General features: G+C 50.5%; 11 protein-coding genes. 4 read left to right on the forward strand and 7 right to left on the reverse strand.

Features of this window, described 5'->3' with window-relative positions:
* Positions 1 to 40: 40 nt before the first annotated feature.
* Together lysS and ABDW72_RS17025 are read right to left on the reverse strand one after the other, a co-directional pair.
* Positions 41 to 1,567, reverse strand: a complete 1,527-nt coding sequence (gene lysS / locus ABDW72_RS17020; RefSeq protein ID WP_347159804.1) for a lysine--tRNA ligase — start codon at positions 1,565 to 1,567, stop codon at positions 41 to 43.
* A gap of 279 nt (positions 1,568 to 1,846) precedes the next feature.
* On the reverse strand, positions 1,847 to 2,872 hold the full coding sequence (locus tag ABDW72_RS17025) for a hypothetical protein (protein ID WP_347159805.1): 1,026 nt from the start codon (positions 2,870 to 2,872) through the stop codon (positions 1,847 to 1,849).
* Between the two features lie 250 nt (positions 2,873 to 3,122).
* Here ABDW72_RS17025 and ABDW72_RS17030 point away from each other — a divergent pair, with 250 nt between their 5' ends.
* Both ABDW72_RS17030 and ABDW72_RS17035 read left to right on the forward strand, forming a co-directional pair.
* On the forward strand, positions 3,123 to 4,280 hold the full coding sequence (locus ABDW72_RS17030; RefSeq protein ID WP_347159806.1) for a trans-sulfuration enzyme family protein: 1,158 nt from the start codon (positions 3,123 to 3,125) through the stop codon (positions 4,278 to 4,280).
* 243 nt (positions 4,281 to 4,523) lie between these two features.
* Positions 4,524 to 4,922 (forward strand): hypothetical protein, encoded by a 399-nt coding sequence (locus ABDW72_RS17035; protein ID WP_347159807.1) that lies wholly within the window; start codon positions 4,524 to 4,526, stop codon positions 4,920 to 4,922.
* On the opposite strand, the gene ggt is transcribed toward ABDW72_RS17035, so the two are convergent.
* Together ggt and ABDW72_RS17045 are read right to left on the reverse strand one after the other, a co-directional pair.
* Positions 4,919 to 6,667 (reverse strand): gamma-glutamyltransferase, encoded by a 1,749-nt coding sequence (gene ggt, locus ABDW72_RS17040; RefSeq protein ID WP_430438162.1) that lies wholly within the window; start codon positions 6,665 to 6,667, stop codon positions 4,919 to 4,921. The two genes, ABDW72_RS17035 and ggt, sit on opposite strands and share 4 nt — an antisense overlap.
* An 82-nt stretch (positions 6,668 to 6,749) precedes the next feature.
* On the reverse strand, positions 6,750 to 8,765 hold the full coding sequence (locus ABDW72_RS17045; protein WP_347159808.1) for a carboxy terminal-processing peptidase: 2,016 nt from the start codon (positions 8,763 to 8,765) through the stop codon (positions 6,750 to 6,752).
* A gap of 320 nt (positions 8,766 to 9,085) precedes the next feature.
* Here ABDW72_RS17045 and ABDW72_RS17050 point away from each other — a divergent pair, with 320 nt between their 5' ends.
* A complete protein-coding gene (locus ABDW72_RS17050) occupies positions 9,086 to 9,541 on the forward strand; it encodes a PA2169 family four-helix-bundle protein (protein ID WP_347159809.1) in 456 nt (151 codons plus the stop codon).
* Between the two features lie 97 nt (positions 9,542 to 9,638).
* Positions 9,639 to 10,187, forward strand: a complete 549-nt coding sequence (locus ABDW72_RS17055; RefSeq protein WP_347159810.1) for an arylesterase — start codon at positions 9,639 to 9,641, stop codon at positions 10,185 to 10,187.
* Between the two features lie 137 nt (positions 10,188 to 10,324).
* Here the strand turns inward: ABDW72_RS17055 and ABDW72_RS17060 are convergent, their stop codons facing one another.
* The 3 genes from ABDW72_RS17060 to ABDW72_RS17070 form a co-directional block, all read right to left on the reverse strand.
* A complete protein-coding gene (locus ABDW72_RS17060; protein WP_347159811.1) occupies positions 10,325 to 10,756 on the reverse strand; it encodes a response regulator in 432 nt (143 codons plus the stop codon).
* A gap of 266 nt (positions 10,757 to 11,022) precedes the next feature.
* On the reverse strand, positions 11,023 to 11,556 hold the full coding sequence (locus tag ABDW72_RS17065) for a hypothetical protein (protein WP_347159879.1): 534 nt from the start codon (positions 11,554 to 11,556) through the stop codon (positions 11,023 to 11,025).
* A 174-nt stretch (positions 11,557 to 11,730) separates the two neighbouring features.
* Positions 11,731 to 12,357: a fasciclin domain-containing protein gene (locus ABDW72_RS17070; protein ID WP_347159812.1), complete on the reverse strand. Its 627-nt coding sequence runs from the start codon at positions 12,355 to 12,357 to the stop codon at positions 11,731 to 11,733.
* Positions 12,358 to 12,388 lie beyond the last annotated feature (31 nt).

Below are 12,388 nucleotides of genomic sequence, written 5' to 3' on the forward strand. Positions count from 1 at the left end.
CAATATTGCAGGGCGCTTGTATTTTATACTTAGAGTAATGTTATTCGTCCTGCTTCTCCGGCTTCATTTGCGGGAAGAACAGCACATCCTGAATAGAATGCGAGTTGGTCATGATCATACTTAGGCGGTCGATGCCAATGCCCAAGCCTGCAGTTGGCGGCATGCCATACTCCAGAGCGCGCAGGAAATCCTCGTCCAGCACCATGGCTTCGGTGTCGCCGCGTTTGCCTAGCTCCAACTGCTCCTCAAAGCGGGCGCGCTGGTCAATGGGGTCATTTAGCTCCGAGAAAGCGTTGCAAATTTCTTTGCCGTTGCAGATGGCTTCGAAGCGCTCCACAAGACCCGGCTTGTCGCGGTGCTTTTTAGCCAACGGACTCATCTCTACCGGATAATCCGTAATAAAGGTTGGCTGAATCAAGTATGGTTCGCACGTCTCGCCGAAGATCTCATCAATGATCTTGCCCTTGCCCAGTTTCGGATCTACTTTAAAGCCCAGTTTCTCGGCTGTCTGGCGCAGTTCCGGCTCCTCCATCTGCGAAATATCGATCTTGGTGAAGTGCTCAATGGCTTCGAACATGGTAAAACGCTTCCAGGGGCGCTGGAAATTGATGATGTTGTCGCCGACCTTTACTTCGGTGGTGCCGTGCAGGTCCAGGGCTACTTTCTCCACCATCTCCTCCACCAGGTTCATCATCCAGTTGTAGTCTTTGTAGGCCACGTAGAGCTCCACCTGCGTAAACTCCGGGTTGTGGAAGCGGCTCATGCCTTCGTTGCGGAAGTCTTTGGCAAACTCGAACACGCCATCAAAACCGCCCACAATCAGGCGCTTCAAGTATAGCTCGTTGGCGATGCGCAGGTACAGCGTCATGTCCAGCGTATTGTGATGTGTTTTGAACGGACGCGCCGCAGCCCCGCCGTACAAAGGCTGCAGGATTGGCGTTTCTACCTCCAGATAACCCTGGCCACTCAGGTACTGGCGCATGGAGTTCACCAGCTGCGTACGCTTTTTAAAGGTTTCGCGTACTTCCGGGTTTACAATCAGGTCTACGTAGCGCTGGCGGTAGCGCAGTTCCGGATCGCTGAAGGCATCATACACGTGCTCCACGCCGTTCTCATCCACTTCGCGCTTTACGACCGGCAGCGGCTTCAGCGATTTTGTCAGGAGCTTGAGCTCAGTTACATGCACTGATATTTCGCCTACCTGCGTGATGAACACATAGCCTTTGATACCGATAAAGTCGCCGATATCCAGCATTTTCTTGAACACCGTATTGTAAAGGTCCTTGTCTTCGCCCGGGGCAATATCATCTCGCGACACGTAGATCTGGATGCGGCCGGTGCTGTCCATGAGCTCGGCAAACGAAGCCTTGCCCATAATGCGGCGGCTCATCAAACGGCCGGCCAAGCTCACTTCCTGGTAGTTGTTCTTCTCTTTATCGAAATGCTGTTTTATCTCTTTGGCAGTGGCAGTAACTTCAAATGTTTCAGAAGGATAGGGGTTGATGCCCATTTTCTCCAACTCTTCGCGCTCATGGCGCCTGCGTAGTTCCTGTTCGCTCAGTTGCATGCGATTCTTATACTCTAAGTGTATGTTTTATAACAAAATGTAAAATTCGGAAATATTCGGCAGCTTTTAAAGGTAATTGTTTATTTGTTGAGCGGTTGCTCGATTAATTGCCCGATACCTGAACAGCTGTAGGGAAGCAGGAAGTATAAACGCAAAAGCATGCGCTGCCGGGGGTAGTGAATTATGCCGGTTAGAGAGGTTCCTATGCAGAGCTGACATAAAAATGCCCTTGCAAGCAGAACCTACAAGGGCATACGATAGAAGGAAATATAAGCTGTATTAAGCAGCTGCTCCCAGTTGGTATTCGCTGCTAAGCAGCGGGCTGATCTGCTGCTGTAGGCGTGCCGTTACAAAAGAATTCTGCAGGTGAGTGGGCAGTTCTTTTACAAAAGCCTCATACTGCTGCAAGCCCATTGCCTGTGCAATGTAGCACTCATGTATGCCATTCAGGTAACTCACAAGCTGTAGCAGCGATTCATGGAATAACTTGAAGTCGATGTCGGCTTGCACGAAGCGCTCTATCTCGCGGTGCGAAGAGGAGATGCGCAAACGTGCCATCAGGTCGAACAGCGTAGTATAACCCATGCGCCAGGTAAGCTGCTGCCAGTGCTGCGGGCCAAATTTCTGCAGTACGTCGCCTGTTTTACTGCTTCGGATAGCTGTAGCCTGGTTTGCCTGCACCTGCTGCCGCACAACTTTTGCCTTCTGCCGGCGTGTGGTTTTCAGGAATTGCCCAATCTGCGCCTGCGCTTCGAGTTCCTTGCCTGCTATCTGCAAACCTGGCTTATAGTGCGCCAGCGGCAAACGACGGATGTTAAAATCGTCGTAATGACCGGCGGCATAAAAGCTCATCGCCTGCGGATAGGCATTTTTCACCACAAGGCGGCCTGCTTCGCGTAGTACCCAGGCTTCGTTGTTGGTTTTTACGCCACGCGTATGCAGGAACGCCTGCAGGCTGGCAAATACCGCATAATACGCCTGCGGAAACGTCCAGTGCAGCGCATTGCGCATATAGGCTTCGTCGCCCAACTCCGCTGTAGAACGCAGCGCATACTCCGTGCTCCAGCTGTTAAGCAGCAGACGCTTTACAGCTTCCAGGTCCTGCTCGCTCAGTTCCGGCTTTGCCTCCCTGAAAAATGCCAGGCTATCCAGGCCGTTGCTGTTGAAGTGCTGGATGTGATAACTTATCGCGAAAAAGTAGTTGAGAAATATCTGGGCCGGAATGGATTTTTGCCACTCCTGATCAGCTTGTTTCTCCTCTTCCGGATAGATCGAAAATACGTTTTCTTCTTCTTTCTCTTTCATGTATAACTAACAAAATTAGTATAAAGTGAGTTGCAAAAAGTGTATGTTTTTTGCTGATGTAACATTAACTATTATATTGACAATCAGTTAGTTGCTAACATTGTTGTACAATTTTAAAAAATTATTTCTGAGGAGGTGGTTTCAATGTATAGACTAATATAATTAGCAATTCGAAAGACCTAATTTAAAGGGGAAAGCGGTATAACTTGAAGTATACTTTTGGAGTAAAATAGCAGCAGAAAGCATGCAAATGGATATATCCTACATCATCAATGAACTCGGGGAAGAGCGGGAGCAGTATTTTAATGCTGTGGCACCACCTATCATCCAGAGCAGCAATTTTGCTTGCAGCACTGTGGCGGAGATGCGGCACAAAATGCAGCATGAGGTAGACGAATACATGTACTCGCGCGGTAACAACCCCACCGTTACCATACTGGAGAAGAAACTGGCGGCACTGGAAGGAGCCGAGCATGCGCTGGCCTTTGGCAGTGGCATTGCAGCTGTTTCCGCAGCCGTACTCTCGCAGGTAAAAGCCGGTGACCATGTGGTGTGCGTGCGCCATCCTTATAGCTGGACCAATAAGCTGCTCCACGAGTTTCTACTGCGGTTTGGGGTAACGACTACCTTTGTGGATGGCACTGACGCCGGCAACTACCGGCAGGCCATCCGCCCCAACACCACAGTTTTATACTTAGAGAGCCCGAATTCTTTCACTTTTGAGTTGCAGGACATTGCGGCTGTAGTAGCCATTGCCAAAGAGCACGGCTGCACCACCATCATCGACAACAGCTTTGCCAGCCCCTTGTATCAGCAACCGATAAAACTGGGCGTAGACTTGGTGGTGCACTCCTGTACCAAATATATTGGCGGGCATTCGGATGTGATGGGCGGCGTGGTGTGCGGCGCGCGGGCAAGTATAAATAAGATATTTCGGCAGGAGTATATGACACTGGGCGCTGTGCTGGCGCCGCATGCTGCCTGGCTGCTGCTGCGCGGCCTGCGCACGTTGCCGCTGCGTATGGCGCGTGTAGCTGCGACTGCCAGGCAGGTGGTGGACTATTTAGTTCAGCACCCGAAAGTAGAGCGGGTGCTCTTTCCGTTTCTTCCCTCGCACCCACAGTATGAACTGGCGCGAAAGCAGATGCACAACAATTCCGGGCAGTTCTCCATTCTGCTACAAACTACTGAGCCCACCAAAGTAGACCTGTTCTGCGACAGCCTGAAACGTTTCCTGATGGCAGCTTCCTGGGGCGGGCATGAGTCGCTGATCTTTCCGGTATCGGCCACTTATACTTCAGACACCATGAAAACAGATCTACCTGTAAACCTGATTCGATTTTATGTGGGCCTGGAAGAACCCGAATACCTGATACAAGATATAGAGCATGCGCTGGCTAAACTGTGAGCACCGGAGAGAATTAGAAACCTGTAACGATCAATAAGTGCTTTGCAGGTATAAACCCTCCTGTCCCCTTACAAGCGGGAATCACCTATAGTTAGGCAAAACTCCCTTCCCTGAGAAGGGCAGGTTAATCAAAGCTTACATTAAAAGGAAGAAGCTAACCGCATACTTGTTGTTTGCTGCTGCACGAAAGTATAACCTACGGTTGCTCCGGGAGGTACACTAAATGATCAAACAATAAAGACAATGGACATCATAGAAAGACCCGATATAGCTAATACAGCCAACGCCGCTACCCTGATCGGAGCCGGCCTTACCAGTTATTTTCTGAATGAAAACCGCCCAAAAACAGCATTGATTCCGCCGGTAGCGGGTGGTGCACTTCTGCTGCTAAATGCAGGTGTTAAAGCCGGCGACAGGGCCGTGGCACATGCAGCAGTGGGCGTAACCTCGTTGCTAACCGTTATGACGGGCATACTGCTGGCTAAATCGGTAGCGCCTGCCGCAGAGCTGAAGTTCACCAAAGAAGTACGCACCCGCCGTGCGGCTACCTTCGGGCTGATGACCCTGACAGGTATCGCTACAATGGGTGTATACGTGGCCGGCTTTATAGCGAAGCGCCAAAAGGCCGGTGAACCTGCCTAAAAACCTGCTGCGGCGTCGTCTCCGCGCGGATCGGCACCAGCCTCGAGCTTACCGCTAGGCAGCACCAGAATGGCGTCAACGCGGCCGTAGCGGCCTCGCTCCTGCAGCTCGTAGCCTCTGCTACGCAAGGTAGCGCGTACGTCGGGTGCAATGGCATCTGGCTCATGCATGATCTCATCAGGTAGCCACTGGTGATGGAAACGGGGAGCGGCTACTGCCTGCTGCATCGTCATGCCATGCTCCACCACATTCACAATAGCCTGGAACACGGAGGTGATGATGGTAGAACCACCGGGGGTGCCCACCACCATGTATAGCCTGCCGTCCTTTTCCAGAATGGTAGGGGTCATAGAGCTGAGCATGCGTTTGTTAGGGGCTACGGCATTTGCTTTGCCGCCTACCAGGCCAAACATGTTGGGTACGCCGGGCTTCACGCTGAAGTCATCCATTTCGTTGTTCAGCAGGAAACCGGCTCCTTCTACCACTACTTTCGAGCCGTAAGCGCCATTCAGGGTGGTAGTAGCTGATACGGCATTACCTTCAGGGTCCACAATGCTAAAATGTGTCGTTTGGTCAGATTCGTGCACTGCCAGTTCTCCGGCTTTGATGGCAGTAGATGGGGTGGCATGGGCCAGGTCAACGGTAGCCATCCTGTCTTTCAGGTAGGCTTCGTTTAAAAGCTGCTGCACGGGCACCTGCACAAAATCCGGATCACCCAGGTATTTGGCCCGGTCAGCGAATACGCGGCGCTCGGCCTCTGTCATCAGCTGCACGCTCTTGGCACTTTGCCAGCCATACTTGCTTAGGTCGTAAGGCTCCATCATGGTTAGGAGTTGCAACAGCGCAATACCGCCACTGGAAGGCGGAGACATAGAGATTACTTTATAATCCTTATACTTACCGGTGACCGGCGTGCGCCAGGTGGCATGATAGTTCTGCAGGTCCTCTAGCGTGATAATGCCATTACCGCGCTGCATTTCGCGCACAATCAAAGCAGCTGTTTCGCCGGCATAAAAGCCTTCGCGGCCTCTGTCGCGGATGCGCTCCAACGTTTGCGCCAACGCCGGGTGGTGTAATGTATCACCTGCCTGCCACTCGCGGTCGCGCACCAGGTACGGCATATGCTTGTTAAACTGGATGAAGTTCTCTTTATTGCTGTTCAGCCCCTCGGCCTCCTTCGCCGACAGCACCACACCCCGTTTTGCCAGGTCTATCGCTGGTTGCACAAGTGCTTCCCAAGGCAGCTTTCCCAGCTTCCGGTGCAGCGCCACCATGCCATCTACAGCGCCAGGCACGCCTGCTGCCAAATGGCCGCCGGTGCTGAGCCCTTCAATCACATTGCCGGCGCTGTCCTGGTACATGGTTTCCGTAGCAGCGGCGGGTGCTTTCTCCCGGTAATCCAATGCACCTGTCTGGCCGTTGTGGTCGCGGTAAACTAAAAAGCCGCCACCGCCAATGTTGCCAGCTACCGGAAACGCGACGGCAAGAGCAAACTGCGTGGCCACAGCAGCATCGTAGGCATTGCCCCCCTTCCGCAGAATTTCCATTCCTATGCGCGAGGCATCAGGGTGCGCTGATACCACCATCGCCTTATCGGCAATATAGCCGCGGTCGGCAGCATCAGGCACCTTGGAACTACCAGTACAAGCACTAAACAGCAGCGGCTGCAGCGAAATCAGTAATACCCAGGCCATACGGACCAGTTTATTGCGGTGCATTCGGAAGTATAGAGATATATTTTGCATATCTGTTCGTTTGATGGGGTAATATAAAAAACGCTGGCTACTTCTCATAGCCAGCGTTTTGGTATTGCTCCGGAGAGGAGGCTTAGATCATGTCTTTTTCAATTACATTAACTGCCTCTTCCAGGTATATGTCTTTTTTCAAGCCTTTGAGAAACTCTGTGCTGCGGGCTACTTTGGCTGTATCGGTACCAATGGCCTGCAGGTCTTGTGGCAGACGCACCACATCAAGTGTTGGTGCCAGCTTCTGTGCTTCCTCATAGCGCTTGCTTTCAGCTTCATTCTGCTTCTCTTCCACCATATACTTGTCCAGCTTTAACGAGCGCATGGTATCATCCGACTGTTGCTTCAGACGTGCTGCGCTTTTCTCAATCAGGCCAAAGCTGTTGCTTTTATCAATGCGGCTACGGCTGTCTGCTTTGATGGCGGCAACGTTAAGCTTGGTGTTAGGCCATGGTTTATAGTTGGCCGGTGAGATCTCGTCAAATGGCAGCGGGTAATCATTTTCCTTCTCACCAAACTCCAGTTGGCTATATAAATCCGGTAGAATCACATCTGGCGTAACGCCACGCAGCTGGGTGGTGCCGCCGTTAATGCGGTAGAACTTCTGCGTTGTCAGCTTCAGGGCCCCAAAAGGTTTAAAGGCGTTGAACTGGGAAGGCAGGGCATCGTCGAGCTCAAAGAACTGCTGCACGGTGCCTTTGCCATAAGTAGGCGTACCCATGATCACGGCGCGGTTGTAGTCCTGCATGGCAGCTGCCAGAATCTCAGAGGCAGAGGCGCTGTTGGAGTTTACCAGAATCACCAGTGGGCCATCATACTGTACCTGTGGGTCGCGGTCATCGAGCACTACGGCTTTGCCGGTAGCTGTTTTCACCTGTACAATTGGGCCTTTGTCAATAAACAAACCACTCATCTGAACAGCATCGGCCAGGGAACCGCCGCCGTTATTCCGAAGATCAAGCACCAGGCCTTTCATGCCGGCAGCCTTCAGTTTGGCAATCTCACGCTTCACGTCTTCGGCACTGCTCGGCGCACCATTATTTTCAAAATCGGCGTAGAAGCCAGGCAGCTTTATGTAACCGATCTTCGCTTTATCATTCACCATTGCAGACTGGGCATACGTATCGGCAATCACAATCACGTCACGTACAATCGGGATAACTTTGGTGGTACCATCTGGTTTTTTCACCGTCAGGCGAACCTCGGTGCCTTTCTTGCCACGAATCAGCTGAATGGCATCGTCAATACGCATGCCTTCAATCAATACGGGCTCCTGATCGCCTTGCGCTACTTTCTGGATGGCATCACCCGGCTTCAGATCGCCTTGCAGGTAAGAGGGGCTGCCAGGTACAATGTCCACTACTTTAATCTGTCCGTCTTTTTCCTGCAAAGTGGCGCCTATACCTTCCAGACGGCCGGTAAATTCAATGTCAAACGCTTTTTTATCTTTTGGTGGGAAATAGTCGGTGTGCGGGTCATATACGTTGGTGATCGCATTGATGAACGTCGCGCGCCTATCGTCGCGGTTGACTTTGGAGAGGCGGTCGTACAGGTCGTTGTAAGACTTGAGCACTTTTTCGCGGGCTTCTTTCTCCATCTGCTCCGGGGTTTTTACAGCAGACTTATCGCCGTTGGCAATCGCCTTTTCCTGCTCTTCCTTGATGCTAGCCAGGCGGGTGAGCGTCTGATACTTTAACTGCTTACGCCATTCTTCTTTCAGGGCTGCAGCGTCTTTTGCAAAAGCAAGCTTTTTACCGTCCAACTCTACACTTTCATCTTTTGTAAAGTCGAAAGGCTTGGCTAAAATCTCTTTATAGTATGCCTGCGAATCTTTGATGCGCTGGTCCATCAGGTCAGCAGAGAGGTTGAAAAATTCGTATGATCCTTCATTCAGCTCATCATCAATCGCCGTTTCATACTTGCGCAGCTTGTCTACGTCAGAGGCCAGCAAAAATTTCTTGTTGTAGTCCAGGCGGTCTAAGTAAAGCTTGAACACTTTTTTAGAGAAAGCATCATCTACTTTCTCAGGTTGATAATGGCCTGTGCTCAGGCCCTGCATCAGCGCTTTAAGCAGAATTTCATTCTTCCCATCTGGCATGCCGGTGCTTCTGTTATACAGAATAAAGGAAGCAGAAAGCAGTACAACTGCCAGAACTGATAATATAATTTTGAATCGGGTTGTCAAGGATAGCATCTAAATAAGTATGTTGAACTAAATTACAATACGCAAAAGTGGTGCCGTAGATTGTGCGAGGGCAGCGATTAAGTTTAAGATTTTGTAATGTAGTATAAAAGTTGCCAAAACACAATGTGCAGAAGGTCCGGCAAATTGCTGGAGCCGGTAGTATAAGTATAACAAATTGAAGGCGATGCTTGTTACAAAGAGAGTAACACTTTTTAACCATTTAAAACCAAACTATGAATAACAACAATGAAAAGACCGTAGATGTTCTTCAGGAACTTAACCTTTTTGTAAACGATAGAACGCAGGGGTATACGCATGCCGCAGAGATGACGAAAGACCCAGCCCATCAGGCTTACTATAAGGATCTGATCAACCAGAGCCGCCAGTTCGCTAGTGAGATCAATAGCACGATCAGCAGATTAGGGGGAGATACTGAGCATAGTACGACTACCAAAGGTAAAATATTCCGGGGTTGGATGGATGTGAAATCTACCGTAACCGGCAGCGACGAAGAAGCAGTAATCCAATCGAACCTGACAGGGGAGGAGTGGGCGCAGAAAGCTTACAACGATGCGCTGGAACACAAGGCAGAGCTGCCGCGCGAAGTTGTGCAGATGGTAGAGAAACAGAAGCAGGCCTCGCTGGCTACTAGCCAGCGCCTGCGCCAGATGAAAGACGCTGCTGAGTAAGTACCGCCGCTTTTCTACTGAAAGGGTTGCCCTAGCGGGCAACCCTTTTTTGCTGGAGCGGGTAAGTGGGAAGGCACTCTTCTTTTAAACAAGGTACATGAAAACAATCTTATTTTTTGGTGACAGCTTAACTGCAGGGTATGGGCTGCCTGCTGCGCAAGCCTACCCCTCGCTGATAGCGCAGCGGCTGAAGGAAAACGGAAATGCCTACCAGGTACTGAACGGCGGCCTGAGCGGCGACACCACAGCCGGCGGCATACACCGTGTAGAGCGCTGGCTTAACCAGCCCATCGATATTTTTGTGTTGGCGCTGGGAGCGAACGACGGTTTGCGCGGCATACCGGCCCGGGAAACAAGTCAAAACCTGCAGACCATTATTGATAAAGTGAAACTCCGCTACCCCGAGGTAAAGATGATATTAGCAGGCATGGAGATACCTGACATTGTGCCCGGTCGCTATGCTGCCGAGTTCCGGAAGCTGTTCCGGGAGTTGGCGCTGGCCAATAACCTTGTCTTTATACCTTTTCTGCTTGAAGGCGTAGCCGGGATGCGCCACCTGAACTTGCCCGATGGCGTGCACCCGAATGCAGCAGGGCAGAAGCTACTGGCCGAGCACGTATGGGCAGTATTAAAAGCTATATTATAATGGCTGGCGCCAAAACGAAAAGGTAGGAGCTGTGCCAATTGTATAGACAGGTACTGCAGCGATTAGCGGTTCTCTGTTCAAAGCTGAGCTATTTTCTGTTACTCCGTAATGCTGGTGCTGACCTAAAGTGAATGGAACTACGGCAGGTTATTTTCCGGATTGCTGCCTGCTTTAATGGCAAGTATACTTTGCAGAGCCGGCATGGAAAGCGGCTTGTTGATAAAACCTACCACGACCTCGTACTGCTCCAGCCGTACCCGGAATTCCTGCTCTTTAAATGTAGTAAACATCGAGATAAAGGTTTGGTAGCGGGTATGATAACCCAGGGCATAGTAGCTGTCCAGAAAATCAAAGCCATCCAGGGTGGGCATACTGATATCCAGCAGAATCATATCGGGGAAAAGCGTATCTGAGTTGGAGGTAATGTTGTATAGGAATTCCAGCGCCTCAGGTACGCTCTGACACACAGAAATAAGATCACTTATGTTCGCATCCTCCAGCACTATCTGTGAAAACAGATTATTTATCTGGTCATCGTCAATGATGAGGATGTGCTTTAGTCGGTTCATCTGGCGCTTGTATAACGCGTGGCCTGCTTGCTAAGCAATAGGCTGCGCTCATGTTTTCTGCAGGTATTTTACTGGCGTGCTCAATATACCGAAACTTAGCCGGCTTTCAATTAAGTTATATTCAATAATATGCATATAGTTTGATCATACAAGCAGAAAGCTGCAGTAATTAGGACTTTCGGTACTGTGTTGTGGCTGCCAGATAAAGCAAAAGCCGGGGATCTGAAGGATCCCCGGCTTTTGCTTTATTTATGAATTACCAGAGGTTAGTAATAAATGTGCTCTCCTCTGTTGTTCTGGAAGTGCGTTTCGAAGTAACGGGCATCTTCTGAACTGTGCGGTTTAAAACCAAGTACAATGTTACCTTCTTTGATACCGGTCTCATATACTTTGGCACGTTCTTCAGGTATACCGGCACCTACCAGAGCGCCTATCAGGCCACCTGTTAAGCCACCTGCACCTGCACCTGCTAGTCCTGCTGCCAGCGGGCCGGCTACAATCAGGCCCAAACCAGGTATCGCTACAGAAGTACCGATTGCGGCAATGGCACCCACAATGGCACCTAGTGTACCACCAATGGCTGATCCGGCTCCGGCGCCTTCCAGCGACTTGTTACCTAGTTCTGTTGTATCATCTTTATCGTCATCTCCGAAGTGTCTTTTACGGCCTTCATCCGACATTACTACGTTAATATCATCTTTGTCATATCCGCGCGCACGTAATTCTTCAAAGGCACGTTCAGCACTTTCTCGGTCTCTAAACATAGCGGTCATCATACCCGCGTTATCTGTTTTGTTCATCATAGTTTTTTTTGTTATAGTTAAGTTCGGTTTTTGCATTGCAGCTTAAACCGGCATAGCAGGCATAAGCTGCGCTACAGTTATACTAACGGCTCCTGCAAGGTATAGTTACGACAGCCCTATTCCAGCGTATCATAACGGGCCTCAGAAGCAGGATAGCCAAAACTGCCCGCTTTATTCTTTCGGCACCAGTACCTTATCAATTATATGTACCACGCCATTCGATGCCTTGATGTCTGGTGTCAGCACTTGCGCGCCTCCCACCACAATGCCACGCTCATCTACCTGCACAGGAACGGCTTCACCCTGCGCAGTGCTCATCTGCATGTTATCTTTTAACTCATACGACATCACCCTGTTGGGTATCAGATGTGCCTGCAGCAGGCGTGTCAGTTCCAGTTTGTTGTCCGGCCGCTCCAGCGCTTCTAAAGTACCGGCAGGCAGGGCTGCAAAAGCAGCATTATTGGGTGCAAATAAGGTATAGGTGGCGGGGCTTTCCAATACGGTGATCATGTCAGCGGCACGTATCAGTTTCACCAATGTCGACATGTTAGGATCGCTCTGCAGCAGGGCCACAATGTTTTGTTCACGCCCGATCGGGTTGCTGGCTGAAACTGTAGCTTGCCCAACGCTGTCCGGCGGATACATTTCTGTATCATGTGTTTTGTCCGGGTTCGCCGGATTTTCCATTTCAGGCACTGTTCCCACGGTGTCTGTTTCGGTCTCCATGTTCGTATCGGAGGTAGCGCAGCCACTCAGCAGGCTTGTTGCAGCCAGGAGTACCACAAGTTGTAAAGTCATTTTATACATCATTGTTTTATAAGCTTGGTTT

The organism is Pontibacter chitinilyticus (assembly GCF_039748935.1).
GTDB lineage: Bacteria > Bacteroidota > Bacteroidia > Cytophagales > Hymenobacteraceae > Pontibacter > Pontibacter chitinilyticus.

Coding starts and splice junctions, on each gene's coding strand:
- ABDW72_RS17055 (WP_347159810.1), top strand. CDS start 9,639: ATGAAAACAATCTTATTTTTTGGTGACAGCTTAACTGCAGGGTATGGG.
- lysS (WP_347159804.1), bottom strand. CDS start 1,567: ATGCAACTGAGCGAACAGGAACTACGCAGGCGCCATGAGCGCGAAGAG.
- ABDW72_RS17035 (WP_347159807.1), top strand. CDS start 4,524: ATGGACATCATAGAAAGACCCGATATAGCTAATACAGCCAACGCCGCT.
- ABDW72_RS17070 (WP_347159812.1), bottom strand. CDS start 12,357: ATGACTTTACAACTTGTGGTACTCCTGGCTGCAACAAGCCTGCTGAGT.
- ggt (WP_430438162.1), bottom strand. CDS start 6,667: ATGCAAAATATATCTCTATACTTCCGAATGCACCGCAATAAACTGGTC.
- ABDW72_RS17050 (WP_347159809.1), top strand. CDS start 9,086: ATGAATAACAACAATGAAAAGACCGTAGATGTTCTTCAGGAACTTAAC.
- ABDW72_RS17065 (WP_347159879.1), bottom strand. CDS start 11,556: ATGAACAAAACAGATAACGCGGGTATGATGACCGCTATGTTTAGAGAC.
- ABDW72_RS17025 (WP_347159805.1), bottom strand. CDS start 2,872: ATGAAAGAGAAAGAAGAAGAAAACGTATTTTCGATCTATCCGGAAGAG.
- ABDW72_RS17060 (WP_347159811.1), bottom strand. CDS start 10,756: ATGAACCGACTAAAGCACATCCTCATCATTGACGATGACCAGATAAAT.
- ABDW72_RS17030 (WP_347159806.1), top strand. CDS start 3,123: ATGGATATATCCTACATCATCAATGAACTCGGGGAAGAGCGGGAGCAG.
- ABDW72_RS17045 (WP_347159808.1), bottom strand. CDS start 8,765: ATGCCAGATGGGAAGAATGAAATTCTGCTTAAAGCGCTGATGCAGGGC.